This window comes from Pseudomonadota bacterium (assembly GCA_016719885.1).
Classification (GTDB): Bacteria; Pseudomonadota; Gammaproteobacteria.
Map to the genome: position 1 here is coordinate 141,173 of JADJYF010000018.1, position 25,860 is coordinate 167,032.

17 protein-coding genes are annotated in these 25,860 nt (G+C 68.7%); 8 read left to right on the forward strand and 9 right to left on the reverse strand.

Annotated features, from left to right (window positions below; all coding sequences use genetic code 11):
• Positions 1–11 precede the first annotated feature (11 nt).
• The 6 genes from IPM80_18550 to IPM80_18575 are packed head-to-tail and all read left to right on the forward strand — an operon-like array spanning position 12 to position 13,835.
• Positions 12–7,193 carry an SDR family oxidoreductase gene (locus IPM80_18550; protein MBK8960355.1) on the forward strand — a complete coding sequence of 2,394 codons (7,182 nt, stop codon included), beginning with the start codon at positions 12–14 and terminating at the stop codon, positions 7,191–7,193.
• Between the two features lie 21 nt (positions 7,194–7,214).
• The gene (locus IPM80_18555; protein MBK8960356.1) at positions 7,215–8,246 is read left to right on the forward strand and encodes a TauD/TfdA family dioxygenase; all 1,032 of its coding nucleotides are present in this window, start codon (positions 7,215–7,217) and stop codon (positions 8,244–8,246) included.
• A 4-nt stretch (positions 8,247–8,250) separates the two neighbouring features.
• Positions 8,251–11,328, forward strand: a complete 3,078-nt coding sequence (locus IPM80_18560; protein ID MBK8960357.1) for an amino acid adenylation domain-containing protein — start codon at positions 8,251–8,253, stop codon at positions 11,326–11,328.
• 14 nt (positions 11,329–11,342) lie between these two features.
• A complete protein-coding gene (locus IPM80_18565; protein MBK8960358.1) occupies positions 11,343–12,065 on the forward strand; it encodes a methyltransferase domain-containing protein in 723 nt (240 codons plus the stop codon).
• Positions 12,066–12,081: 16 nt separating this feature from the next.
• Entirely contained in the window at positions 12,082–12,873 is a 792-nt protein-coding gene (locus IPM80_18570) for an alpha/beta hydrolase (protein ID MBK8960359.1), read from the forward strand.
• Positions 12,870–13,835: an alpha/beta fold hydrolase gene (locus IPM80_18575; GenBank protein ID MBK8960360.1), complete on the forward strand. Its 966-nt coding sequence runs from the start codon at positions 12,870–12,872 to the stop codon at positions 13,833–13,835. The genes IPM80_18570 and IPM80_18575 overlap by 4 nt, the downstream gene beginning before the upstream one ends.
• Here IPM80_18575 and IPM80_18580 read toward each other — a convergent pair.
• The 9 genes from IPM80_18580 to IPM80_18620 all read right to left on the reverse strand — a co-directional run bounded on the left by IPM80_18580 (position 13,723) and on the right by IPM80_18620 (position 23,800).
• Positions 13,723–14,448, reverse strand: a complete 726-nt coding sequence (locus IPM80_18580) for a 4'-phosphopantetheinyl transferase superfamily protein (GenBank protein ID MBK8960361.1) — start codon at positions 14,446–14,448, stop codon at positions 13,723–13,725. The genes IPM80_18575 and IPM80_18580 overlap by 113 nt on opposite strands.
• Positions 14,449–14,462: 14 nt before the next feature.
• Entirely contained in the window at positions 14,463–15,062 is a 600-nt protein-coding gene (locus IPM80_18585; GenBank protein MBK8960362.1) for an SIS domain-containing protein, read from the reverse strand.
• Positions 15,063–15,144: 82 nt separating this feature from the next.
• A complete protein-coding gene (locus IPM80_18590; GenBank protein ID MBK8960363.1) occupies positions 15,145–15,855 on the reverse strand; it encodes a nucleotidyltransferase family protein in 711 nt (236 codons plus the stop codon).
• Positions 15,852–17,105 carry a glycosyltransferase family 4 protein gene (locus IPM80_18595; GenBank protein ID MBK8960364.1) on the reverse strand — a complete coding sequence of 418 codons (1,254 nt, stop codon included), beginning with the start codon at positions 17,103–17,105 and terminating at the stop codon, positions 15,852–15,854. The genes IPM80_18590 and IPM80_18595 overlap by 4 nt, the downstream gene beginning before the upstream one ends.
• A complete protein-coding gene (locus IPM80_18600) occupies positions 17,102–18,028 on the reverse strand; it encodes an NAD-dependent epimerase/dehydratase family protein (protein ID MBK8960365.1) in 927 nt (308 codons plus the stop codon). Before IPM80_18600 ends, IPM80_18595 begins: the two co-directional genes overlap by 4 nt.
• A gap of 12 nt (positions 18,029–18,040) precedes the next feature.
• Complete coding sequence (locus tag IPM80_18605; protein MBK8960366.1) at positions 18,041–19,012, reverse strand: GHMP kinase; 972 nt, start codon at positions 19,010–19,012, stop codon at positions 18,041–18,043.
• Positions 19,013–19,018: 6 nt separating this feature from the next.
• Positions 19,019–20,155, reverse strand: coding sequence for a glycosyltransferase family 4 protein (locus IPM80_18610; GenBank protein ID MBK8960367.1), 1,137 nt, complete (start codon positions 20,153–20,155; stop codon positions 19,019–19,021).
• A complete protein-coding gene (locus IPM80_18615) occupies positions 20,152–22,635 on the reverse strand; it encodes a hypothetical protein (GenBank protein MBK8960368.1) in 2,484 nt (827 codons plus the stop codon). The genes IPM80_18610 and IPM80_18615 overlap by 4 nt, the downstream gene beginning before the upstream one ends.
• A gap of 121 nt (positions 22,636–22,756) precedes the next feature.
• Complete coding sequence (locus IPM80_18620) at positions 22,757–23,800, reverse strand: undecaprenyl/decaprenyl-phosphate alpha-N-acetylglucosaminyl 1-phosphate transferase (protein MBK8960369.1); 1,044 nt, start codon at positions 23,798–23,800, stop codon at positions 22,757–22,759.
• A 293-nt stretch (positions 23,801–24,093) separates the two neighbouring features.
• On the opposite strand from IPM80_18620, the gene IPM80_18625 reads away from it, so the two are divergent.
• Together IPM80_18625 and IPM80_18630 are read left to right on the forward strand one after the other, a co-directional pair.
• Positions 24,094–25,251 (forward strand): methylamine utilization protein MauG, encoded by a 1,158-nt coding sequence (locus IPM80_18625; protein ID MBK8960370.1) that lies wholly within the window; start codon positions 24,094–24,096, stop codon positions 25,249–25,251.
• Between the two features lie 61 nt (positions 25,252–25,312).
• A partial coding sequence (locus IPM80_18630; protein ID MBK8960371.1) for an alpha/beta fold hydrolase occupies positions 25,313–25,860 on the forward strand: 548 nt, incomplete at its 3' end.

Here is a 25,860-nt window from a genome sequence, read left to right on the forward strand (position 1 = left end):
CTTGAAACATTGTGAGCAATACGCAAAGCGATGACACGCTGACCGGCCTCGAGGTGGCGGTGATCGGTATGGCCGGCCGCTTCCCCGGCGCGACCGACACCGACAGCTATTGGCGCAACCTGTGTGAGGGTCGCGAATGCCTGACGCGCTTCAGCGACGCCGAGCTCATCGCTGCCGGCGTGCCGGCGGCGCGGCTGGCCGACCCGGCCTACGTGAAAGTGGCGGGCGTGCTGGACGGCATGGAAGATTTCGATGCCGCGTTCTTCGGCTACAGCCCGCGCGAAGCCGCCAGCATCGACCCGCAACAGCGCGTGTTCCTGGAGACCGCCTGGACGGCGCTGGAACACGCGGGCTACGACGCCTCGCGCAGCGGCGCCGGCATCGGCGTGTACGCCGGCGTCGGGCGCAATTCCTATCTCAACGAAAACGTGCTGGCCGACACCGAGGACGCCGCCGAACGCCTGTGGCATCCGGCCGTGATCGGCAACGACAAGGACTTCCTCGCCACGCGCGTGTCGTACAAGCTCAACCTCGAAGGGCCGAGCGTGGTGGTGCAGACCGCCTGTTCGACATCGCTGGTGGCCATACACGTCGCGGTGCAGGCCTTGCTCGGCGGCGAGTGCGACATGGCGCTGGCCGGTGGCGCCACCATCCGCCTGCCGCAAGTGGCGGGCTATCACTACCAGCAGGACGGCATCCTGTCGCCGGACGGCCATTGCCGCGCCTTCGATGCCGATGCCAACGGATGCGTGCCGGGCAACGGCGTCGGCGTGGTGGTATTGAAACGCCTGGCCGATGCCCTCAAGGACGGCGACACCGTGCATGCCGTGGTCAAGGGCAGCGCCATCAACAACGACGGCGCCGGCAAGGCCGGTTACACCGCGCCGCGCATCGACGGCCAGGCGGCGGTGATCCGCGCCGCGCAGCAGGTCGCCGACGTCGAGCCGCGCAGCATCGGCTATGTCGAGGCCCACGGCACCGGCACCGTGATGGGCGATCCGATAGAACTCGCGGCCTTGAGCCAGGCCTTCGCCGATGCTGGCGAGCAGCGGCAGTACTGCGCCATCGGCGCGGTCAAGACCAACATCGGCCATCTCGATACCGCCGCCGGCGTGGCCGGCTTCATCAAGGCGGTGCTCGCCGTCCGGCATGGCGTGTTGCCGCCCAGTCTCAATTTCAAGGCGCCCAATCCCAAGTTCGATTTCAGCGCGTCGCCGTTCTTCGTCAACGACCGCCTGCGTGACTGGCCGGCGCACGGCGACGGCCCGCGCCGCGCCGCCGTCAGCGCCTTCGGCATCGGCGGCACCAACGCCCACGTCATCCTCGAACAGGCGCCGCCGGTGGCGGCGTCGAGCGCGCGCCACGCGTACACGGTGCTGGTGAACTCGGCGCGCAGCGCCGCCGCCGCCGACGCCGGCAGCGCGGCGCTCGCGCGGCATTTGCGCGAGCCCGCCCACGCCACGCTGGCCTTGGCCGATCTTGCCTACACCAGCCAGTTGGGCCGCCGCGCATTCAATCATCGCCGCGCGCTGGTGTGCGCCGATCGCGACCAGGCGCTGCAGGCGTTGGATGGTGCGGGCTCGATGGTCAGCGGCATCGCGCCGCGCGAGGCGCCGCGCGTGGTGCACGTGTTCCCCGGCCAGGGCTCGCAACACCTCGGCATGGGGCGCGGCCTATACGCCAGCGAGCCGGTGTTTCGCGACTGTATCGACGGCTGCGCGCGGTGGCTGCGCACGCATGCCGACATCGACCTCGGCGCGCTGCTGTTCGATACCGACGACGAGTCCGCGCTGCGTGACACGCGGCTCGCGCAGCCGGCCCTGTTCGCGCTCGAGTACGCGCTCGCCGAACTGTTGAGCGCCAGCGGCCTCGGCGCCGACGCCATGCTCGGCCACAGCCTCGGTGAATATGTCGCCGCCTGCCGTGCCGGCGTGTTCTCGCTGGAAGACGGCCTGCGCCTGGTGGCGGCACGCGGGCGCCTGATGAGCAGCGTGCCGGCGGGCGCCATGCTGGCGGTACCGATGGCGCGCGACGCGCTCGCGGCGCTGCTCGGCGCCGAGCTCGACATCGCCGCCATCAACACCGACGCGCTGTGCGTGGTGTCGGGCCCGGGCGCCGCGATCGGCGCCTTGCAGGCGACGCTCGCGGCGCGCGACATCGAAGCGCGCATGCTGGTCACCTCCCACGCCTTTCACTCGCGCATGCTCGACCCGATCCTGCCGGCCTTCGCGGCGTGCTTCGACGACATCCGGCTCGCGCCACCGCAACGCCCCTACGTGTCCAACCTGACCGGCACCTGGATCACCGCCGAGCAGGCCACCTCGCGCCAGTACTGGGTCGATCATCTGCGCCGGCCCGTGGCCTTCGCGGCCGGGGTACGCACGCTGCTGGGCATGGCCGACAGCGTGTTCCTGGAAGTCGGGCCGGGCCAGGCCATGAGCGCGCTGGCGCGACGCAACGGCGCGTCGGCGACGACCGTCATCCCGCTCATGCCGGCCGCCGACCAGGGCGCGCAAGGCGACGAAGCGCGCGTGTTCGCCACCGCGCTGGCGCGTGCCTGGGTCAACGGCGCGCCGCTGGACTGGGCGAGTCGCCATGGCGGTGAACGGCGCCGGCGCGTGCCGCTGCCCACCTATCCGTTCGAGCGCCAGCGTCATTGGCTGGAAGCCGCGCGCCAGCGTGACGCGCGCGCCGACCGCCAGCGCAAGCTCGCCAATCTCGCCGACTGGTTCCAGGTGCCGTCGTGGAAACGCGCCGCGCCGCTCGGCGGCCCGCGCGGCGACGCCACCGCGACGCCGCGGCACTGGTTGATCTTCGCCGACAACCTGGGCCTCGGCGCGCGCCTCGGTGGTCTGCTGCGTGAACGCGGTCACCAGGTCAGCACGGTGGTGGCCGAGCAGGAATTGAACCAGGTGGTGGCCGGCTTCTATACCCTGCGCGCCGGCCACGCCGCTGACATGGATGGTCTCATGCACCTGTTGCGTGCCCATCAAGGCCTGCCGACCGGCGTGGTGCATTGCTGGGGTGTGAATCCCTGCGCGATGTCGCTGGCGAGCATGGCGCAGGGCCTCGATCAGAATTTCTACAGCCTGCTCGACATCATGCAGGCGCTCGATCGCGCCGGCGCCGACGCGCTGACGCGGCTGGTGGTGGTGGGCAGCGGCGTGCATGACGTCACCGGCGGCGAACCGCGTTCGCCGCTGGCGGCGGCGGCGCTGGGCGCGGTGCGCGTGTTGCCGCGCGAATGGCCGCAGCTCGAATGCATGCATGTCGATGTGGCCCTGGACGGCGCCGACATCGACACGCTGGCGGCGCAACTGCTGGCCGAGATCGAACAGGGTGATGGCGCCGGCGTGATGGCCCTGCGCCGCGGTCAACGTTGGCGCGAATGCTTCGAGCCGGTAGCGCTCGCGGCCGGCAATGCACCGGCGCCTTATCTGCGCGAACGCGGTACCTATCTCATCACCGGCGGTCTCGGCGGTGTGGGACTCGCCACCGCCAAATACCTGGCCGAAACGCTGCGCGCGCGCCTGGTGCTGTGTTCACGCCGCGGTTTCCCGCCGCGCGCCGAATGGCAGGCGCTGGCCAGCAACGCGACGCTTGCGCCGCTGCCGGTGCTGGGCGACTTCCTCGGCGAGCGCCAGCGCGAGGTGCTCGCCGCGCAGCCGCTGACCGAACTGGCCACCGTGCCAGGACTCGCGGATGGGCTGCTCGCGCTGTGCGCGGCCCACGCCTGGCACATCCTCGAAGCCCTGCACGGCCGCGCGCTCAGCGCCCAAACCATCGCGCGTCAGACCTGGCGCAATGCCATCGCCGCGCCCTATCGGCGCCAGTTCGACATGCTGCTGGCCTGTCTCGCGCACCGCGGCCTGCTGCACGCGACAAGCGGCGATGCCCTGCGTTTCAGCGCCACGCCGCCGCCGGCCGCCGCCACGCTGCACGACGCCCTGCGCGCCGCTCACCCGCAACTCGCGCCGCTGTTCGATTTGCTCGCGCACTGCGCGGCGCGCACGCCGCAGGTATTGCGCGGCGACAGCGCCGGGCTGGAAGTCCTGTTCGGCGAAGACGCCCTGGCGCTGTTCCGTGCCGGCAGCGCGGTGATCCTCGAGCACTCGTCGATGCGCATCCAGCATCAACTGCTGCGCGCGCTGGTCCAGCAATGGCTCCACGCGCGCGGCGTCGATGGGCGGCGCACGCCGCTGCGCGTTCTCGAGGTCGGCGGCGGCGAAGGTCACCTGGCCTGGACCCTGGCGCCGGTGCTGGCGGGCGAAAACGTCGAATATCACTACACCGATATCGCGCCGAGCTTCGTCGCCAACGCGGCGCGCGAAGCGCGTCGACGCGACATCGACTTCATGCGCTTCGCGACGCTCGACATCGAGCAGGATCTGCCCGCGCAAGGCTATGGCCATGACGGCGTCGACCTGGTGCTGGCCTTCAACGTCGTGCATGCCACGCGTGACGTCACGGCCGCGCTCACGCGTCTCGCGCGCGCGCTGAAACCGGGCGGCGCGCTGATCCTCATCGAGTCCCTGCGCAGCACGCCGTGGGTGGACCTGGTGTGGGGCCTGACCGAGGGCTGGTGGCATTACGAAGACGAGGCCCTGCGCGGCGCCTCGCCACTGCTCGAGGCCGACACCTGGCAGACGGTCATGCAGGCGGCCGGCCTGACCGACATCGAAGTGTGGCCGCATGACAGCCACGCGGTCGATGCCGCGCTGCTGGTGGCGCGCAAGCCGCTGCCGGCCGGGCAGGTCAACGCCGACACCGACACGGCGCGCACCATCGCCGAGCTGCGGCGCATCGAAGCGCTGGGCAGCGAAGTGATGATCGCGCGCTGCGACATCACCGATGCAGCCGCGGTGCAGCGTTTGCTCGGCGACATCGAGCAAGGATTCGGCGTCCTCGACGGCGTGTTCCATTCCGCGCTGGTGCTGAACGACAGTGCCGCGGTACTGAAGACCCGTGAGCAAGCGGCGGCGGTGCTGGCGCCCAAGGTACAGGGCAGCCTGACCCTGGCGGCGGCGCTGCGCGGTCGTCCGCTCGATTGCTTCGTCGCGTTCTCGTCGCTGGCGGCGGTAATCGGCGTGGCGGGCCAGTTCGATTATTCGGCCGCGAGCAATGTGCTCGATGCGTGGATAGAAGCCGAGGCGGCCTCCGCCTCGCCGCTCGCCAAGGTCATGATGAGCATAGACTGGGGCGTGTGGCGCGATACCGGCATGGCGGCGCGACTCGCCGGCCAGCGCGGCGAACGCCAGCTCGCGGCGCTGCGCGAAGGCATGAGTTCGGATGAAGGCATGGACGCGCTGGCGCGCGCGCTCGGCCGTGCCCTGCCACGCATCGCGGTCTCGTCCCAGGATCTGGCCGCGATAATGGCGCCGCCTGCGCCCCCCACGGCCACCGCCGACGGCACGGACAGCGCGGTGTCGAGCGCCGCGACGTCACAGGACGGCGCCCATACCGCGCCGCGCAACGCCGGCGAACGACTCATCGCCGAACTCTGGCAGGCGCTGCTCGGCGTGCCACGCATCGGCGCCGACGACAATTTCTTCGAGCTCGGCGGCGATTCGGTGATCGGCCTGCAGTTCATCGCGCGCGCGCGACGCGCCGGCCTCGAAGTCAACAACAAGGACTTGTTCCAGCACCAGACGGTCGCGGCGCTGGCCGCCGCCTGTGCCGCGCCGGCTTGCGCCGACGAGGTCGCGCCGGGCGCTGCGCGCGACGCCGCGCCCACGCAGGACGACGCCGGCGTGGCACGCCTGCGCGCCAGGCTCGAGAGCGACGGCGCGCTGCTCGACGACATCTACCCACTGGCGCCCATGCAGCAGGGCATGCTGTTCCATACGCTCGACGCGCCGGCCAGCGGCGTGTATTGCAGCCGCCTCGCCTACGCACTCAACGGCGCGCTGGATGTCGCGGCCTTCGCGCAAGCCTGGCAGGACATGCTGGCGCGCCACCCGATACTACGCACGTCTTTTCATTACGAAGACCTCGACGAGCCCTTGCAGGCGGTGCACCGCGAGGTGAACTTCGCCATCGAACAACACGACTGGCGCATGTGCGATGCCGCCGAGCGCGAGCGCCGCCTCGATGCGCTGCTGGACACCGAAGGCCGCCGCGGCTTCGCCCTCGACGCAGCGCCGCTGCTGCGCGTGATCCTGGTGCGGTGGGACGTCGAGCGCTGGCAGTTCGTACTGGTGCATCATCACCTGTTGATGGACGGCTGGTGCCGCGCGCAATTGTTCGACGAACTGTTCGCCTGTTACCGCGCGCGCCGCGATGGTCACGCCGCCACGCTCGCGCCGGCGCCCGCCTACCGGCTGTTCATCGACTGGCTGCGCGCCCAGGACCTCGATGCCCCGCAAGTCTATTGGCGGCGGCTGTTGGAAGATTTTCGCGAGCCGACGCCCGTGCTCGGCGATCTGCCCGCCGCCGCGCCGGGCGAAGTGCTCGAACACCGTTTCGAACTCGATGCCGATGCGAGCGCGGCGCTCGTCGCCGAACTCAGGCGCCGCCGCCTGACCTTGAGCACGCTGGTCAGCGGCGCGTGGGCACTGTGGCTGGCCGGTCAGGCGCAACGTCAGGACGTTGTATTCGGCGCGACCATCGCCGGCCGTCCCGCCAGCCTGCCGGAAGCCGAACGCATCATCGGCCTTTTCATCAACACCCTCGCGGTGCGCGCGCGCATCGCCGTCGAGCAGCCCTGCGCCGCGTGGCTGGCGGCGCTGCAGGTGGCGCAGGCCGAGTCGCGCCAATATGAACAGACGCCGCTGGCACGGGTGCAGGACTGGGCCGAGACACCGCGCTCGCTGCGCCTGTTCGAAAGCCTGGTGGTGATCGAGAACAGCGCCGGTTTCCACGGCGGCCCGGAGCGTCACGGCGATATCGAGATCGCCGCTACGCGGCCGGTGATCCGCAACAGCTATCCCTTGACCCTGCGTGGCGTGCCAGGCGAGCGTCTCGAGCTGCAGCTCCTGTACGACAGCGCGCGTTTCAGCGGCGAGGCGGTGGCGGGCATCGCCGCGCAGGTGATGCACGCCATGCAGGCGCTCGTCGCCGACGACAGCCTCACCGTCGGCGCGCTGCTGCAACAGTTGCACGAGCTGCGTCGTCAGCGTGAAGAAACGCGCCTGCTGGCGTTCAAGGATGCCAGCCGTCAACGATTGCAATCGATCAGGCGTCGCCCGGCGTGACGCACGAGGGAAGTCCGGCCCATGAGTGAGCATCCCGACAAACCGGTGCGCGCGGCGCGACGCGCGGTGCGCATCGAGCCGCAACGGCTGGTGAACTTCAGCGCGCTGGACGCCGCGCGCAGCCTGCCGACGCTGGTCACGCCGCAGCTCGCCGGTCTCAGCCTGCCGCAATGGCTGGCCGAGCATCGCGACGATTGCGCGGCCCGCTTGCGCGTCAGCGGCGCGCTGCTGTTCCGCGGTTTCCAGCCGCCCGCCATCAACGAGTTCGAAGCGCTGCTCAGCGATTTTTCCGGCCAGCTCCTGCATTACGAATACGGCTCGACGCCGCGCACCCTGGTCGACGGCAAGGTCTACACCTCGACCGAATACCCACCGGAGCTGCGCATCCCCTTGCACAACGAGATGTGTTACGCGCGCCAGTGGCCGATGAAGCTCGCCCTCATGTGCGTGGTGCCGGCCGCCAGCGGCGGTGAAACGCCCATCGCCGACAGCCGTCGCATCCACGATCGCATGCCGGCCGACATCCGCGCGCGCTTCGCCGAGCGCGGCGTCATGTACGTGCGCAACTACGGCGCCGGGCTCGACGTCAGCTGGCAGGACAGCTTTCGCACGCCCCATCGCCACGAAGTCGAGGCCTTCTGCCGCGCGGCCGGCATCGAATGGCAATGGCAGGGCGAGGACGGCCTGCGCACGCGCCAGGTGTGCCAGGGCGTGGCCCGCCATCCCGAGACCGGCGAGTGGGTGTGGTTCAACCAGGCCCACCTCTTCCATGTCTCCAATCTCGACCCCGACACGCGCCGCCTGTTGACCGAAAATGTCAGCGTCGAGCACTTGCCGCGCAATGCCCTGTACGGCGATGGCAGTGTCATTGCCGATGAAGATCTCGACGCAGTGCGCCGTGTGCTCGACGCCGAAGCAGTATGCTTCCCCTGGCAGCGCGGTGACGTGCTGCTGCTCGACAACATGCTGGCCGCCCACGGTCGCGAAGCCTTCAGCGGCGCGCGGCGGGTGGTGGTCGGCATGAACCAGCCCTACGCCTTGAATGCCGGATAACACGATGGACGGATACAGAATGTCACCCCAGCAGGCGCGCCTGTGGGGTCTTGCGACACAGGCTGCGCCAGCGGCCTACCGCGCCGAGTGCGTGGTGCTGATCGAAGGCGCCCTCGAGCGTACGCGCTTCGAGGCGGCGCTGGCGGCCTGCGTCGCGCGCCACGAGCTGCTGCGCACTTCGCTGCTGCGCGTGTCGGCCATGACCGTGCCCCTGCAGGTGATCGGCGAGCAAGGGCGTGTGGAATTGAGCTGGCACGATCTCGGCGGCCAGGACGATGCGGCGCTCGACGCGCTGCTCGCTCGCCAGCGCGAACAAGTGTGCGCGGTCGACGAAGGTCCCATGATGCGACTGGCCATGGCGCGGCTCGCCGCTGATCGCCACGCGCTCATGATCGGCTGCCCGAGCCTGTTCAGTGACAGCCAGGGGCTGCGCAACCTGGTCGCGGCGCTCGCCCAGGCCTACGCCGGTCAGGACGGCGCCGAGCCCCTGCAATACGCCGACCTCGCCGAATGGCAATGCGAAATGCTGGAGTCACCCAACGCCGAAGTGGGACGCGACTATTGGCGACGCCTCAATCTCGCCGAAGCCTTGCGCGCGCGCCTGCCGCAGGTGACCGACGCGCGCCGCGCCGCGCCGTTCGCGCCGCAACGCCACGCCGTCGCGTGCACGGCGCTGGCGGCCGCGCTCGACGCATTTGCCGAGCGCCACGGCGTCGCACCCGCCGCGGTGATGCTGGCAGCCTGGCAGACCTACCTCGCGCGCCTGTGCGGCGCGCCGGAAATGGTGATAGCCCACGGCTGCGAAGGTCGCGGCTACGACGAACTGAAGGATGCGCTGGGCCTGGTGGCGCGCAACGTGCCGGCCCACTCCGCCTACGACGGCGGCCTCGATTTCGCGACGCTGGTCAAACGCGTGGATGCCGCGCTGGTTGCCCTGGAGCGCTGGCAGGAATGTCATGCCCCGCAGGGCGCCGAAGGCGCCGCCGCCGACGATCTGCTGCGCCTGCCTTTCGGCTTCGAATTCCGCGCCGCCGCCGCGCCGCTCGCGAGTGGCGGACTGCGCTTTACGCCGCGCGATGAATACTGCTGCTTCGACGAGTTCGAGTTGAAGCTGGTGGTGACGGCCGGCGCCGCGCCGGCGCTGCATTGCGAATGGCAGTACGACCCGGCACGCCTCGACGCGCGGCGCGTGGCGTTCATCGCCGACGGCTACCTCGCCCTGCTTGCCGATGCGCTGACGCGCGGCGACGCGGCGCTTGCGACGCTGGCCATGGTCGGCGCCGCTGAACGCGCCTTCATCGAAGAAGCCTTGAACGGCGCCGTCGACAACCGCGAAGCACAGTGCGTGCACGACATGATCGCGTGCCATGCCGAACACAGGCCGCACGCCGTCGCACTGGTCGATGAACACCGGCAGCTCGATTACGCACGGTTCGTCGGTCGCGCCACGCAGCTCGCGGCGCGCCTGCAGGCGGCGGGCGTCGGCCCCGAAGTGCGCGTGGCGCTGTGCGTGCCGCGCGGTGTCGAGCTCATGGTCGGCATGCTCGGCATCCTGCTCGCGGGCGGCGCCTACGTGCCGATCGATCCGCAGCTGCCGGCGGCGCGCCAGCGCTACATCGCCGATGACAGCGACGCGCGCATCGTGGTCGGCATGGCCAGCCTCGCCGACAGCGAGCTGCTCGCCGCGCGCACGCTGGTGGCGCTGGATGACGGTGATGCGGCCGGCGCCGCATTGCAATCCGTCGCGGTAACCCCTGCCAACGCCGCCTACGTGCTCTACACCAGCGGTTCGACCGGCGAGCCCAAGGGCGTCGTCATCGAGCATCGCCAGCTGTGCAATTACATCCGCGGCGTCAGCGCGCGACTCGCGCTCGACGGACCGACCAGCTTTGCCTTGATCTCGACCTTCGGCGCCGACCTCGGCAACACCGCGGTGTTCTGCGCCTTGGCGAGCGGCGGCGCGCTGCACCTGCCGAGCGCCGATCTCGGCGCCGATCCCGAAGCGCTCGCCGATTACTTCGATGCCCATGCCATCGATGGCCTCAAGGTGGTGCCGTCCCATCTGCACGCGCTGCTGGCCTCGCCGGCCGCGGCGCGCCTCTTGCCGCGTCGCTACCTGGTGCTGGGCGGCGAAGCGCTGCGCGCGACGTTGCTCGAGGAAATCGCCGCGCTGGCGCCGCGCTGCGCGGTGTTCAATCACTACGGGCCGACCGAGACCACCGTCGGCTGCATCTGCGGACGGGTCGACGCGAGCAGCGTGCAGGGCGCGAGTGCGGCGCTCGGCACGCCGCTCGCCAATGTCAGCCTCGCGCTGCTCGACGAGCATGGTCATGCGGTGCCGGTGGGCGTGGCGGGCGAGCTCATGATCGGCGGCGCCGGCGTGGCGCGCGGTTACCTCGGGCGGCCGACCCTCGACGCGGAGCGCTTCACGACGGGTGAGCAACGCCGCTATCGCAGCGGCGACCTGGTGCTGCTGCGCGACGACGGGCAATTGCAGTTCGTCGCGCGCGCCGACGACCAGCTCAAGGTCCGCGGCTTTCGCGTCGAGCCCGGCGAAGTGGCGGCGGCGCTCGCCAGGCACGCCGAAGTGCGCGAATGCGTGGTGTTGGCCGAGCGCTACGCCGATGACGATGCGCGCCTCACCGCTTACCTGGTGCCGGCCACGCTCGACACCGCGCGCCTGCGCTGCTGGCTGGCGGAACAATTGCCCGAATACATGCTGCCGGGCCAGTTCGTGGCGCTCGCGGCCCTGCCGCTCACCGCCAATGGCAAGGTCGATCGCAAGGCGCTCGCCGCGCTCGGCCAGCGCACTGTCGACCACGGCGCGCCGCGCGTGGCGCTCGCCGGCACGCAGGCCGACATCGCCGCCATCTGGTGCGAACTGCTGCACATCGACGACGTGCGCGCGGAAGACAAGTTCTTCGACCTCGGCGGCAATTCTCTCGGCGCCCTGCAGGCGGTCGGTCGCTTGAAGAAAGCCACCGGCGTGCGTGTCACGCCGCGCGACCTGCTGCTGCAGACGCTCGCCCAGCTCGCCACGCTCATCGACGAGCGTAGTGCCGGCAAACGCGCGAGCGCTTGAGGAGCGGCGGCACCATGTTTCTCACCGAACCACAGTCCCGGCATTTCGATGCCGCGCGCTTTGCCGGCGCGGCGCGCCACGCCAATCATTTCGACTGGGAGCTGTATTACCGCTACAAGGACGAACGCGACCTCTACTGGATGGAACAGCTCGGCAGCAATGCCGAGTTCCAGCGCGAGGCGCGCGCGCATTTCGCGGCTTTCGAGACTTCGATAGAGCGCACCCGCAAGCTGCTGCTGGGCGTGGCACGGCCGCGCATCCTCGACATCGGACTGTCGTCGGACAAGCTCGATGCCGTGCTCATCGACGAACTGCGAGCACGCCTGACGGTGGTCGATGTCGAACCCGCCGCCGAGGACTATCTCGCCACCTTCGACGACGACAGCCGTTTCGTCATCAGCGATGTCATCTCGCTGTCGCGCCAGCCGGCGCATGCCGGCCAGTACGACCTGGTCTACAGCGTCGGTCTCATCGAACACTTTCCGGACAAGCGCGAGATCCTGCGCGCCCACATCGAACTCGCGGCCATGGGCGGCCTGGTGTTGATCTACGTTCCGATAGACACGCCGCTCAACCGGCGTCTGACCAGCACCATTCCCGAACTCGAGAACTTCGGCTATCGCGAGCTGCTTACACCCGCGGAACTCGCCGAGGCGGTGGCCTGCGATGCGCTCGACATCGTCGCCACCGACAGCGTGGGTCTGTTCAGCGCGGTGTGGGCGCGGCGCGTCGCCTGACGCGTCCTGGTCCGCGATGCAGGATCGGCCCGGCGAAGCACTGTACTTTGGCGCCAGCGATGCGCCGCTGTTCGGCTGTCTGCACGCCCCGGCAGGCGCCGACATCGCCCACGCGGCGCTGTTGCTGCCGCCGGCCGGACACGAGTACCTCGGCGCGCACCGCAGCCTGCGGCAGCTGGCGCTGCGCCTTGCCGAGCATGGCTGCCTGGCCTTGCGCATGGACTTTCACGGCTGCGGCGATTCCAGCGGCGCCAAGGACAGCGGCAACCTGGCGCAGTGGTGCGACGACGCCGACCAGGGTCTCGCGCTGTTGCGCGCGCGTGCGCCGCATGCCGCCCTGCACCTGGTCGGTGTACGCCTCGGCGCGAGCGTGGCGGCGCGCGTCGCCGCGCGGCGCGCGAACACGGCCGCGGCGCTGGCTTCCGTCGCGCTGTGGGACCCGGTGAGCGATGGCAACGACTACCTGCGCGCCGCGCTCGAACTGCACAGGGCGCGTCACGGACAGCGCCAGGCCGCGCAGGACAGCGGCCCTTTCGAAGTGCTGGGGCATGGCTTGTCGCGCCAACTGGTCAGCGAACTTCATGCCTGGCAACTGGCCGACGTCACACCCGCACCGGCCGCGCGGGTGCTGCTGCTCGATACACGTGGCACGCTCGACGCCGCGCCGGCCGCGCAGTGGCTGGCCCTCGGCGCGCAGGTCACCCAGCACACCGTGAGCGCGCCCGACCTGTGGTCCGGGGATGGCCAGGTCGCCCTCATCCCGACCAACGTGGTGCAGGCCATCGCCGCTTGGACGCCCGCGCCTTGAACCACCGCGAACGGCCTCTCGCCTTCGGCGCCGATGGCGCGCTGCTCGGCGTGCTGACGCGCCCGCTGTCGGCCGAATCCGCCGGCGATGCCGCGGTGATCTTTTTCAATGCCGGTCTCGTGCATCGTGTCGGTCCCGGCCGGCTGTACGTCGAACTGGCGCGCGATCTCGCCGGCCTGGGTTGGACCTCGCTGCGCTTCGACCATGCCGGCATCGGTGACAGTCCGGCACGCAGCGATCCATTGCCGGCGGAAAAGGCCGCGGTGCTCGAAGCACTCGAAGCGATGGATGCACTCGCGCGCGAATGCGGCTGCACGCGCTTCGTGCTGGTGGGCATGTGCGCCGGCGCGCCGACCGCATTTCGCGCGGCCGCCGTCGATCGACGCGTGCAGGCGCTGGTGCTGATGAATGCGCCACTCGGCGAGCGCGCCAATGTCGATGAGCAGGCGCTGGCCGAGATGACGGCGCGCAAGATTGCCCACAGTTACTGGACCGACAAGCTGTTCCGGCCCAAGAGCTGGTTGCGCCTGTTGTCGGGCAAGACCAGTCCGCTGCGCATCCTGTCGACGCTGCTGCGCGCGCGACAGTCGAGCAGCGCCCGCGCGGCGGCGCCGCTGGACGACAACGACGGCGCGGTGCTGCGCGACCTCGCCGCGCTGTCGACGCGCGGCACGCGGGTGTTGCTGCTGTTCGGTGAGCGCACCGGCGTGCGCCATTATTTCGGCATGAAATTCGAATCACGGCTGGCCGGTTTGCCCGCCGCGCACGAGCTCACGCTGGACATCGTCGCCGGCGGCGATCATTCCTTCACCACCCTCGCCCTGCAGGACACGGTGCGTGCGCGCGTGCTCAGCTGGCTGGGCGCAGCGCCGCATCGAGACCCGGCGGCACCGCCGGCCAGCACAGGCGCGGCGCCGGCAGGTGGCTACACAGTGCCGCGACGACGTCCGCGTTCGAACTGAGCGATTGCACGTACCAGGGCGCCGCGCCCGGCGTCAGTTCATCGACTTCGCACACGCCGCCCTGCGCGGGCCGCACATCGAAACTCGCGAGCCCGCGCGACAGGCCCTCGCCGGTGGCCTTGATGAAGGCCTCCTTGCGCGTCCACACCGTGAAGAAGCGCGCCATGCGCTGATCGCCCTCGGCCGCCTGCATCCACGCCAATTCACGCGGGCCGAAATGACGCGCGGCAATGGCAAGGGCGTCCTTGATGTCACGACGCCGTTCGACATCCACGCCGACGGCGGAGTCGCGGCACAGCGCGCATAGCGCATGGCGATCGCTGTGGGAGAGATTGAATTCGAGGCCGACGGCGCCGGCAGGCAGGCTCAGCACCGGCTTGTCGTTGGCCACCGCGCCGAAGCACAGCGCGTGTGGTGCCACGTCGAGATACAGCGCGAGCACGCGCCGCAGCCAGGCACGGTGGGTGATGAAGCGGCGACGGTGATGGTCGAAGCGGAAGCGCGCGGCGCGCGCCGCCTCCTCGGCGTTCAACAGCGACAGGTCGAGCGTATCGACATGCTGGTCGAGATCCCGCGCCCACAGGTGCACCGTGCCGGACGCGAGCTCCAGCACGGCGGACGACGCGCTCAGGACGCGGCCAGGGTCTTGAAGCGCTGCGTGAGACTCATGCACACCGTGTGTTCGATGGCCATGTGCACGTCTTCGACGATCTGGATGCACTCGGCGCCGACGATCACGCTGTGATCGGCCAGGTCCTTGATCTTGCCGCCGGCGAAACCGGTGAGCGCGATGGTCTTGCCGCCATGGGCGCGCGCGTACTCGACGGCCTTCAACACGTTCGGCGAATTGCCGCTGCCGGAGATCGCGATCAAGAGGTCGCCGGCATTCATGAGATTGGCGAGCTGCTCGGCGAAGATGTCCGAGTAGTCGCTGTCGTTGCCCCACGCGGTCATCATCGGGATGGCATCGGACAGGGACAGCGCGCGCATGCGCTTCAAACCCGGCGTGATGGTGCCCTTGCCGAGATCGCACACGAAGTGCGAGGCCGTCGCGGCGCTGCCGCCGTTGCCGCAGATGAAGACCTGGGCATCGCGACGCCAGGCGTCGAGCAGGCTGTCGACGATGAACTCGAGTTCCTCATGACGCAGCCGCGCGAGCGCCGCCTGCAGTCGCGAGAGGTAGCCGTCGACGGTGCCGAGCGCGGGAGTCTGTGCCAGTGCGTCCATGGGTCATGCCTTGAGGTGCAGGGCAAGGATAGCGGGCGGCTGTGGCCTTGGCCATGGCGCTATCCGTATCCATTGCACATTTTCACAAGCCGCTGCGTCGCCGCGGCCAGTCGCGCTCGGCCGAGGCCAGCGCGGCCGGCGTGCCGATGTCCTGGAGATACTCGCTGACGGCATAGCCGTGCATGCGGCCGACCAGTCGCGGCAGCACGTGGAAACCGAAATCGAAAGGCCTGGGCTGCGGGCCGTCGAGCAGCGCGAACAGGCGCGGCCCCGCGATATAGATGCCGGCATTGGCGAGATTGGAACGCGGCAGGGCCGGCTTCTCGGTGAAGTCGACCACCACGCCCTGCGCATCCAGCGTCAGGATGCCCTTCTCGCGCGGCGTGTCGGTGGGCGCGAGCGCGATGGTGAATTCCGCATGGCGGGTGTGGTGAAAAGCGAGCATGCGGCTCAAGTCGACGTCGGTGAGATTGTCGGCGTAGAGAATGAAGAAGGCCTGTTCGCCGGCCACGAAGGCGCGCTGCGCGCTGACGGTGCCGGCGCTGCCGAGCAGCTCCGCCTCGAACACGGTGGTGATGCGCGGCGCTCCGCGCCAGGCCGCGACGTAATCGCGCACCTGTTCGGGCAGGTGATGCAGGTTGACCAGCACCTCGCGGATGCCGTGCCGCGCGCACAGTTCGAACCAGATGCCGAGCAGCGGCTGTCCGGCTATCGGCACCAGGCATTTCGGCGTGTGATCCGTCAGCGGCTTCAAGCGCGTGCCGAGCCCGGCGGCGAGCAGGAACGCTTTCATCGGCCGCCCCGGGCGGCGACGCTGTCGTAGAGCGCCAGCAGCTGGGCGAGATGCGCGCCGATGCTGTAATGCGCTTCGACCTTGGCGCGTGCCTTGCGGCCCAGCTCGGCAATCAAGGTGTCGTCGTCGTGCAGGCGCAGGATGGCGTCACGCAGTGCGTCGATGGAAAACGCCTCGAAGGTCAGCCCCGTCACGCCGTCCTCGACCATGTCGGGAATGCCGCCGATGCGCGCGCCTATCACCGGCGTGCCGCAGGCCATGGCCTCGATGGCCGAGCGCGGGCAATTCTCGTACCACTCCGACGGCACCACCACGAAGCGCGCGGCGCGGATGAGTTCGACGAGCTCGGCGCCGGACTTCATGCCCACCAGTTCGACGTTGTCGACGCGCTGGGCGCGCAGCAGTGCCTCGATCGGCGCCTGCATCGGACCTTCACCGGCAATCAGCAAACGCTTGCCCGGCATGCCCGCCGCGGCGCGCACCAGCGACATGATGCCCTTCTCTTCCGACAGGCGGCCGAGAAAGAGAAAGTAATCGCCCTTGTCGTAGCGCGGCGTGTATTCGTCGGGGTGCACGAAGCTGGCCAGCGTCACCAGCTGGGTGGCGGGCACGCCGGCCTCGATGAGCTTGCGCCGGTAGAACTCGCTGGGCGTCACGAACATGTCGACGTTGTCGAGATAGACGCGCGTCCAGCGCGCGAGGTAGGCCTCCAGCGCGCACAGCGCGCTCTTCAAGCGCGAGTCCTGCACGCAGCGATGCACCACCGCCTGGAAGAAACTCCCCGACAGGCAGCGCTCGCACACCTGGCCCTCGGTACGCATCTTGTAATTCGGGCAGGCCAGTTTCAGATCGTGCAGGGTCATCAGCACCGGCACGCCATGGCGCTTCAGCACTGGCAGTATCGACGGCGAGATCTGGTGATAGATGTTGTGCAGGTGGGCGAGATGCGGGCGCGTGTCGCGCAGCAGCCGCTCCATGTTGTCGCGCGCCTGGCGCGAATACAAGAGGCGCATCGCGGCGCGCGCCTCGCTCGCGAGCGAGCCGTGCTCGTGGTAATCGACACGGTCGACGAAGTACGGCGCGTAGGGCGTCGCCTCGTTGCGTTCGTGCTGCATGGAGAACTGCACGAGGTCCCAGCCGCGCGCCGGCAGTTCGTCGAACAGGTCGAACAAATAGGTTTCGGCGCCGCCCTTGCGAAAGAAGTACTTGTTGCCGATCAGCAGACGGCGCTGTACCGGCGCCACGCTCACGCCGGGTTGGCCTTGTACCATTCGACCGTGCGCGCGATGCCTTCGCGGTAGCCGAGCGTCGGCTGCCAGCCGCGCGCGGCGCGGATGCGGCTCGCGTCGAGGGCGATACGCGACACTTCGCCCGGCCGCACCTCGCCGAAGCGCGGCTCGACCTTCACACCGAGCGCGTCGCGTACCGCGTCGAAGATCATGCGGTCCGTGACTTCGAGGCCGAAGCCCAAGTTGAACACGCTGCCTTCATCGCCATAGGCCACCAGCATGCGCGTGGCGGCGGCCACGTCCGACACGTGCACGTAATCGCGCGACTTCGAACCGTCGCCGAAGATGATCGGCTGTTCGCCGGCCAGCATCTGGCGCGTGAATATCGCCACCACGCCCGCTTCGCCATGGGGGTCCTGGCGCGGACCATAGACGTTCGGGTAACGCAGCGCCACGTAGGCCATGCCGTAGAGACGGCGATAGAGGCCGAGGTACTGCTCGAAGGTGTACTTGGTCAGGCCATAGGGCGACATCGGCGCGATTGGATGGCTCTCCTCCACCGGCACGTGTTCGGGCTCACCGTACACTGCGCCGCCGGTCGAGGCGAACAGGATTTTCTGCACGCCGCTGTGGCGCGCGCTTTCCAGCACGTTGAGCGCGCCGATGACGTTCACCGAGGCATCGAAGGCCGGCTCGCGCACCGCGCGCCGCACGTCCATCTGCGCCGCCTGGTGACTCACCACGTCGGGCTTCTCGCGCGCGAACAGCGCCGGCAGCTCCGGCGAGCGGATGTCCATCTCGTAGAAGCGCGCATGGGGATTGAGATTGGCGCGCTTGCCGGTCGACAGATCATCGACCACCACCACTTCATGGCCGGCCTCGAACAGGGCGTCGACAATATGCGAACCAATGAAGCCGGCGCCGCCGGTGACCAGGCATTTCATGTTGCGTCCTCGTCAGGTACTGAAGATTATCTTGCTGCCTTCCGGCTCGAGCTGGAACGGCACTTCGCGCAGGCCCTTGAGCGCCGCGCGTACCGAGGCCTGGCTGCCGCGCTCGCACAAGAGCAGGATGAAGCCGCCACCGCCGGCGCCGGTGATCTTGCCGCCGAGGGCGCCGGCATTGCGCGCCCGCGCGTAGATGTCGTCGATGGCGGCATTGCTGATCAGCGAGGCGAGGCCGCGCTTCAACTGCCAACCATGGTGCAGGGCGCGACCGAATTCCTTGAGGTCGCCCGCCAGCAGCGCGTTCTCCATCACGTCGACCAGCGCCACCATCTCGCCGAGGGTCGAGGCATTGGCCTCGACGCGAGCCTTCTGCTCGGTCAGCACCGCGCCGGCGTCGCGGCCCTGGCCACTGTAATAGAGCAGCAGCGCGTCGTTGAGGTTGTGCAGCACCTCGGGCGCGATCACCACCGGCCGCACTTCGACGCGGTCATCGCTACGGAACGTGATGCGCGACAGGCCGCCGAAGGCGGCGATGTATTGATCCTGCTTGCCGATGGGCTTGCCGAGCACGTCGATTTCGATGGCCGAGGCCTCGGCGCCCAGGGTGTCCTTGGTCTGCGGCCGGCCGAGGTAGTGGTACATGGCATTCAAGAGTCCGACCGTGACGCTCGACGATGAGCCGAGACCGGTGCCGGTGGACGGCACGTCGGCCATGGTCGAGATCTCCAGCGCACCGCTGATGCCGGTCAGGCGCATGCTCTCGCGCACCAGCTCGTGCTGCAGTTCGTCGATGCTGTCGACCAGTTCCGTGCGCGAATAGCCGACCCGGATGCGTTCGTCGAAGCGCCGCTGCAGGATGACGTGGATGTACTTGTCGATGGCGGTCGACAGCACCGCGCCGCCGTGACGGCGGTAATAGTCTGGGAAATCGCTGCCGCCGCCGGCGAAACTGACGCGTAGAGGTGTGCGCGTGATGAGCATGGCGAATCAATGTCCTCGCTGTTGCGCCAAGGCCTGGCGATAGCTCGCTTCCATGCGGTCGACCACCGCGTCCCAATTGTATTCCCGCGTCACGCGTTCGCGGCCGCCGGCGGCGAGGCTCGCCACCCGCGCCGGATCCGCCAGCAGGCCGGCCAGCGTGTCGCGCAGATGGCCGACGTCGCCGCGCCGGAACGTGACGCCACATTCGCCCAGCGCCTCGCGGTTGGCTTCGATGTCGCTGGCCAGCACGCACTTGCCGAAGCTCAAGGCATGCAGCAGCGAATGCGGCAGACCTTCGAGATCCGAGGGCAGCACGTAGAGGTAGGCGTGGTTGTACAACTCCTCGAGCAGGCGACCGCCGACCGCGCCGGTGAAGATCACGTTCGGGCCGGCCATGCGCGCGAGACTCGCGGCATAGTCTTCGCTGTGACTGGCGGGCCCGGCCATCACCAGCTTGCGCGGGGTAGCGAGCGCGGCATAGGCCTCGAGCAGGTAATGACAGCCCTTCTCCGGCACCAGGCGGCCGAGGAACAGGATGTACTGGTCGGGCTCGAGACCGAGTTCGGTAATGAGCCGTGGCTCGTGGTCCACGCCCGGCAGCACACCGGTCGGCACGTAGTCGACGCTGCGCCCGTAGCGTGCGGCGAAGTAGCGCACCAGCGCCTGCGAGATGACCATGGTGCGGTGAGGAAAATACAGCGCCGCGTATTCGGCCGCGCGCAAACAGGCGCGCGCGAAGCGCCCCCACTTCTCACGCTCCCAATCCAGCCCGTGCACCTGCGACACGGTCGCGCGCCCGCACAATCGCGGCAGCCAGGAGAACACCGACGGCCCGAGCGCATGGAAGTGCACCACGTCGGCATCGCTGCCGGCCGCGTGACAGGCCGCCAGCAGGGTGTGGGTGATGGCGTCGAGATGCTTGGTGTTGATGGACGGCAGGTGCACGATGCGCATGCCCTTGAACTCGTCGCCGACCTCGACATAGGGCCTGACGTAGACCGTCACCCGGTGCCCCCGCGCGGCGAGTCGCGCACCCACTTCCTCGGTGAAATTCTCGATGCCGGCCGGAAAAGGAATACCCTTCAGGCCGACGAACGCAATCTTCAAGGGCGCGTGGCGGGCGACCTCGGCGGCTGCGCTCATGGCGACTTGAGTCGCGAGAAGGCCAGCGCCGCGATGCAGTAGATGCCGAGCGCAATCAGGATCGTGACCTTGAAGCCGAACCACAGCGCCAGCAGCACGCTGGCCAGCGAACCGATGACGGTGAACAGGCCATTCAAAGCCCACGCCCACGCCACCGCGCCGGTCGCGCGGCCGCTGATGGCGAGGATGCCGAGCGGGAACGGCATGCCTAGGCAGAACGCCAGCGGCAAAATCAACAGCGCCGCCACCAGCGCGCGCAGCGCGACGTCGGCGGCGAGGAAATGCTGGAACACCGCTTCGTGGCAGGCGAGCAGGGCCTCCCCACAGGCCAGCGCGCCAACGAAGGGCCACCACCAGCGACGCGTCGGATCGATGCCGAGCAGGCCCGAGCACAGGCTGCCGATACCGGCGCCCAACAGCAGCGTGAATATCACCGTCGCATAGGTATACAGCGGTACGCCCACCAGCTTCATGAAGATCTGCACGAATACCAGTTCGATGATGATGAAGCCGGCGCCGAGACTGGCGAAATACACCACCAGCGCGGCGCGATGGGCAAAGCCCTCGCGACCGACCGGCGCGAAGCGCAAGGGCACGATGACGAAGCCCAGCGCGAACAGCAGCGACACCAGCGCCGTCACCTGCAAATGCACGGTATCCATGGCGATGTGATTGCCGCGCATCTGCGAGTTCATGATGGCGGCGATGGCGAAACTCACGAACTGCGAGTCATCGGGCGTGACGCGTTTGACCTCCTTGCGCAACATGCTGAAGAACGGCCGGTCATCGGTGGTGGGGTTGAGCCGGTAGGGCGCACGCGCCGCCAGCGTCTCGTCGAAGCTGCCACTGAAGAACGCCGGTTCGAGAAAGCCGTTGGCGGGCTCGAGCGGGTTCTGTGTCATGCGCATCTCGAAGTCGTGGTCACCGACGTCGCGCGCGTCGTCGAACAGGCCCTTCAGTTCGGCGCGTTCCAGCGCATTCCACGGCCGGGTCATGAAATCGCGCGCCGCCGCCACCTGCTCCGCGGTCCACGGCGTCATCTTGATGAGGATGGTCGGCAAGGTGTCGGCCACGCCGTGCATTTCGAAAATCAACACGTGGCGCTGGAAATCGCCGCGCCCCAATTGCTTCCAGGCCAGCGCCGCAGTGGTGATGACGCGCGGGTAGGTGTGATGGTTGACGTGCAGCAGGCCGTCGGGCTTGAGCTTGGTGAAATACTCGCGGTAGGCATCGGCGGTCTGCAGGTATTCCGGCGACAGCGCGCCGGTGCCGGCGGCAATGCTGGAACTGGTCTGGTTGCTGTGGATCTGGATGATGTCGTAGGTGTGCGGGCTCGCGCGCAGGTAGGCACGACCCTCGTTGCTGCCGAGCGACACGCGCGGGTCCTTGAACAGGCCGCCATTGAACTCGGCATAACGCGTGAGGCCCAGTTCGACCACCGTCGGCACCAGTTCGATGGCATCGACATGACCGGCGCCGTACATGAGCGCGGCCTTGGTCTCCTGGCCGCCCGCCGCGCCGACCACCAGCACGTCGGCACCGCTGTCGCGCTTCAGGTAATGCGAGACCAGCACACCGCGATGCCAGAAGTGCTGGAACACCGAGCGACTGCCGTCCTCGAGGCCGGCGCGCAGGGCGGCGAAATTGCCGTCGAAGGCAAAGATGTGACTGCTCTGGTTACCGCCGTCATAGGCGACATGCTTGCGCTCGACCGCGCCGGGCACGTCGATGACATCGATCTTGGACACCGTGTCCCAGCGGCTGAACTCGATGTCGCCGTGCTCGCGCGCTTCGCGCACGCCGCGCTTGTGCAAATGATCGGTGAAGTCGAAATAGGCGGGCGCGTGCAGCGCCGGTACCGCCACCAGCACCAGCGCCACCACCGCCAGCGCCGCGCGCAGGCGCGTATCGCCGATGAACAGCGCCGCCGCCAGCAGGTTCATGGCCGCCGCCACCATCAGCAGGCCGCCCGGACCTATCGGCGGCAGCATCGGGATCATCACCACGCAGCCGAGCGCGGCGCCGGTCAGATCCCAGCAATACAGGCGCTGGATGGCGCGCGCGTGGGCCGAGAACAGCAGCGTGAAGATGAGGCCCGACAGGAAGAACGGCACCACCATGGCGAGGTACATGCCGGCGAACGCCGCCAACTGCGTGAGCGGCTGGCGCGGCAGCAGGTCGTAATCGAAGGGCAGCACGTTCAAGGCGGGACGCAGGGCCAGGGTGGCCACCGCCAGCCCCATCGACAGTTGGCCAAGGCGTCGATGCACGTCGACATGCGCCGGCAGCGGGCGCAAGGTCGCGTAGATGCCGGCCAGACCGAAAGAGAACAGCGTGCAGGCGATGACCATGTAGGCCATGTTCGGCGTCAGCACCACGTCGAACACCCGCGTCAGCGCCAGTTCCAGCATGAGCGTGGTCAGGGCGGTCAGGAACAGGGCAACGGCAATGCGCAGCGGCGGCTTGGCAGCGGTCGACATGGATGACGTCATGGGCAGGAACGGGGCGCTTTATGGATGGTACGCGAACACCCCGCGCAGGGGCCCGTCCGTGGTGCTGCCGCCGCGCGGCCGCGTGACGAGCGGCATGCGGTCAGGCCGTTCAGGCGCGATGATATTCAATCCCGCGCGCATAGATCCAACCGCGTTTCTCGGCCAGCACCAGCGCGCCCAGGGCGCCGCCACAGATGAGCGCATAGGCGGTCAGCAGCACCGCATCGGACTGCTGGTGCAGCAGGTAGCCGCTCGTCACCAGCAGCGCCTGCATGCCGTACAACACGCCGACCGCCGCATAGTGGCTGAAGCCGCGATCCAGCAGGCGATGATGGATGTGGTTACGGCTGCCGGCAAACCACGACATGCCGCTGCGTATGCGCAGGCCGAGCGTGACCAGGATGTCGAACACCGGCATGCCGATCAGGAGCAGCGCCACGCTCGGCGTCACGCCACGCTCGGCGAACTGGCTGAGGTGGATGACCAGCACGCCGAGCGTGAAGCCCAGGAACTGGCTGCCGGTGTCGCCCATGAACACGCGCGCCGGATGACGGTTGTAGCGCAGGAACGCGAACGTGCTGCCGAGCGTCGCGCAGGCCAGCACGGCCATCGCGTCATGCGCGCCGCCGAGCGGCAGCAGCAAGGCCAGCAGCGCGCCGAGGCTGAGCAGGCATTCGCCGCCGGCAAGGCCATCCAGCCCGTCGGAGTGATTGACGGCGTTGATGACGCCGACCAGCGCGAATATCGAAAACGGCCGCGCCAGCCATTCGGGCAACAGCGCGCCGTCCATGAACGGCAGGCGACTGACGTAGATATCGCCCCACAGCACCACGGTGCTGGCGGCGATGATCTGACCGACGAACTTGATGCGGTGGTTGAGATTGGCGGCGTCGTCCCACAGCCCGAACACGAACAGCACCAGCACCGCCACCAGGCACGACGCCAGCTGCGCATCGAACGACAGCCCGTAGAACATCGGGACCATCGCGCCGGCCACGATGCCCCAGCCGCCGGTGCGCGGGATCGGTGCGAGATGCACCTTGCGGTTGGTCGGCTGGTCGAGCAGGCCGAGCCGCCCGGCCAGGCGCGTGGCGGGTGGGATCAGCGCCAGGCTGACGCCGGCGGCGATGATGAAGACGAGTAGCAGGTTCATCGTTGTTCTTTGTCTGGGGAACCGCGCAGGCGCCGTGCTGCCACGTGGTCCTGAAGCTGCATGGTAGTGGCTTGCGACATACAATGCAGACTGTGCCGCCGCCAAGCTGTGAACTACGCCTCGCTAGATTGTGTAAACGATCGTGGCCATGGCGGCGCGCGCGTCGGCCGCGGTCCGGGCCGTGCGTCGAGCCCCGCCGCGACAGGTATCCACAGGGTGCGGGCGAAAAGAGCGCCCGCGTGAGGGCCCGTTCCGCTGCCCGTATCGTCAACGCCGTGTTCACCACCCGCATCATGTCACTGTCCTTCAAATCCCTGTGCCGCGTGTTCGTCGCTCTCACGGTGACGGGGCTGGCCGTGGCGCCCGGCGCGGCGCCGGCCGCCGACACCGCGCTGGTCGAGCTCGGCCGCGCGCTGTTTTTCGATGTGAACCTGTCGGCCACCCGCCAGCAGTCCTGCGCGACCTGCCACGACCCGGCCCGCGGTTTTGTCGATCCGCGCGACAACGGCGTGGGCGGCGCACTGTCGCTGGGCAGCGATGGGCGGGCACTCGGCGACCGCAACGCGCCGACCGCCGCCTACGCGGCCCTGGTGCCGCCGCTCACGCGCGACAAGGCGGGCGAATACCGCGGCGGCCTGTTCCACGATGGCCGCGCGCGCGACCTCGTCGAACAGGCCGGCCAGCCGATGCTGAACCCGCTGGAAATGCAGATGCCCGACGCCGCGGCGGTGGTGGCACGGGTGCGCGAGAATCCCGCCTACGTGGCCGCCCTCACCCGCCATTTCGGCGCCGCGTTGTTCGAAGACGATGCCGCCGCGTTCAAGGCGGTCAGCCAGGCCATTGCCAGCTTCGAGCGTTCGCCGGCGCTGGTCGCCTTCGATTCACGCTACGACCGCTACCTGCGCGGTGAAGTGAAGCTCACGGCCGAAGAAGACCAGGGCCGCGTGCTGTTCTTCTCCTCGCTGACCAACTGCACGAGCTGCCATCTCCTCGAGACCACCCATCTCGCCGCGCGCGAAACCTTCACCAACCACCGCTATTTCAACATCGGCCTGCCGGCCAATGCCGCCGCGCGCGCCGCCAACGGCAAGGCGGGCAGCATCGACCATGGCCTCGCCGCCAACCCGGCGGTTGCCGGGCACGGGCAGGACGGCAAGTTCCGCGTACCGACCCTGCGCAACGTCGCGGTCAGCGCGCCCTACATGCACAACGGCGTGTTCAAGCAATTGTCGACCGCGATCTTCTTCTACAACCAGCACCTGGTGAAGAACGCCCACAACGCCATCAACCCCGAGACCGGCCAGCCCTGGGGTCCGCCCGAAGTGCCGGCCACCGTCGAGCACGACCAGCTCGCGCTCGGCCAGCCGCTGGACGACGAACGCATCGCGCTCATCGTCGCGTTCCTCGCCACCCTCACCGACCAACGCTTCGAGCCCTTGTTGAAAAAATGATGCGGCCAAGGCACCTTGGGCCGTCCCGCCCACGCCCCTACGGCCACTACAGGAGTCCGCCATGAGCAAAGTGAAGAAGTACCGCATCAAGGTGCACAAGAGCGCGCTGACCGATCTCAAGCGTCGCTTGAGCAATGTGCGCTGGCCGGAACGCGAGACCGTGGGCGGCTGGAGCCAGGGCATACCGCTGTCGTACATGCGCGAGCTGGTCGACTACTGGCGTGACGAGTACGACTGGAACCGCTGCCAGGAACAGTTGAACGCGCTGCCGCAGTTCATGACCGAGATCGACGGGCTGGACATCCATTTCCTGCACATCAGGTCGCCGCACAAGAACGCCATGCCGATGGTCATGACCCATGGCTGGCCGGGCTCGATACTCGAATTCATGAAGGTCATCGGTCCGCTCACCGATCCGGAAGCGTTTGGCGGACGCGGCGAGGACGCCTTCCACCTCGTCATTCCGACCCTGCCGGGCTTCGGCTGGTCGGGCAAGCCGGACCAGCCGGGCTGGGGCATCGAACGCATCGCGCGCGCCTGGGGCCAGTTGATGGCGCGCCTCGGCTACAAGAAGTGGGTGGCCCAGGGTGGTGACTGGGGCTCGGCCGT

Bases quoted from the DNA above. Each gene is read 5' to 3' on its own strand.
- IPM80_18555 (MBK8960356.1), top strand. From the start codon at position 7,215: ATGAGTGAGCATCCCGACAAACCGGTGCGCGCGGCGCGACGCGCGGTG.
- IPM80_18560 (MBK8960357.1), top strand. From the start codon at position 8,251: ATGGACGGATACAGAATGTCACCCCAGCAGGCGCGCCTGTGGGGTCTT.
- IPM80_18565 (MBK8960358.1), top strand. From the start codon at position 11,343: ATGTTTCTCACCGAACCACAGTCCCGGCATTTCGATGCCGCGCGCTTT.
- IPM80_18570 (MBK8960359.1), top strand. From the start codon at position 12,082: ATGCAGGATCGGCCCGGCGAAGCACTGTACTTTGGCGCCAGCGATGCG.
- IPM80_18585 (MBK8960362.1), bottom strand. From the start codon at position 15,062: ATGGACGCACTGGCACAGACTCCCGCGCTCGGCACCGTCGACGGCTAC.
- IPM80_18590 (MBK8960363.1), bottom strand. From the start codon at position 15,855: ATGAAAGCGTTCCTGCTCGCCGCCGGGCTCGGCACGCGCTTGAAGCCG.
- IPM80_18600 (MBK8960365.1), bottom strand. From the start codon at position 18,028: ATGAAATGCCTGGTCACCGGCGGCGCCGGCTTCATTGGTTCGCATATT.
- IPM80_18605 (MBK8960366.1), bottom strand. From the start codon at position 19,012: ATGCTCATCACGCGCACACCTCTACGCGTCAGTTTCGCCGGCGGCGGC.
- IPM80_18610 (MBK8960367.1), bottom strand. From the start codon at position 20,155: ATGAGCGCAGCCGCCGAGGTCGCCCGCCACGCGCCCTTGAAGATTGCG.
- IPM80_18615 (MBK8960368.1), bottom strand. From the start codon at position 22,635: ATGTCGACCGCTGCCAAGCCGCCGCTGCGCATTGCCGTTGCCCTGTTC.
- IPM80_18620 (MBK8960369.1), bottom strand. From the start codon at position 23,800: ATGAACCTGCTACTCGTCTTCATCATCGCCGCCGGCGTCAGCCTGGCG.
- IPM80_18625 (MBK8960370.1), top strand. From the start codon at position 24,094: ATGTCACTGTCCTTCAAATCCCTGTGCCGCGTGTTCGTCGCTCTCACG.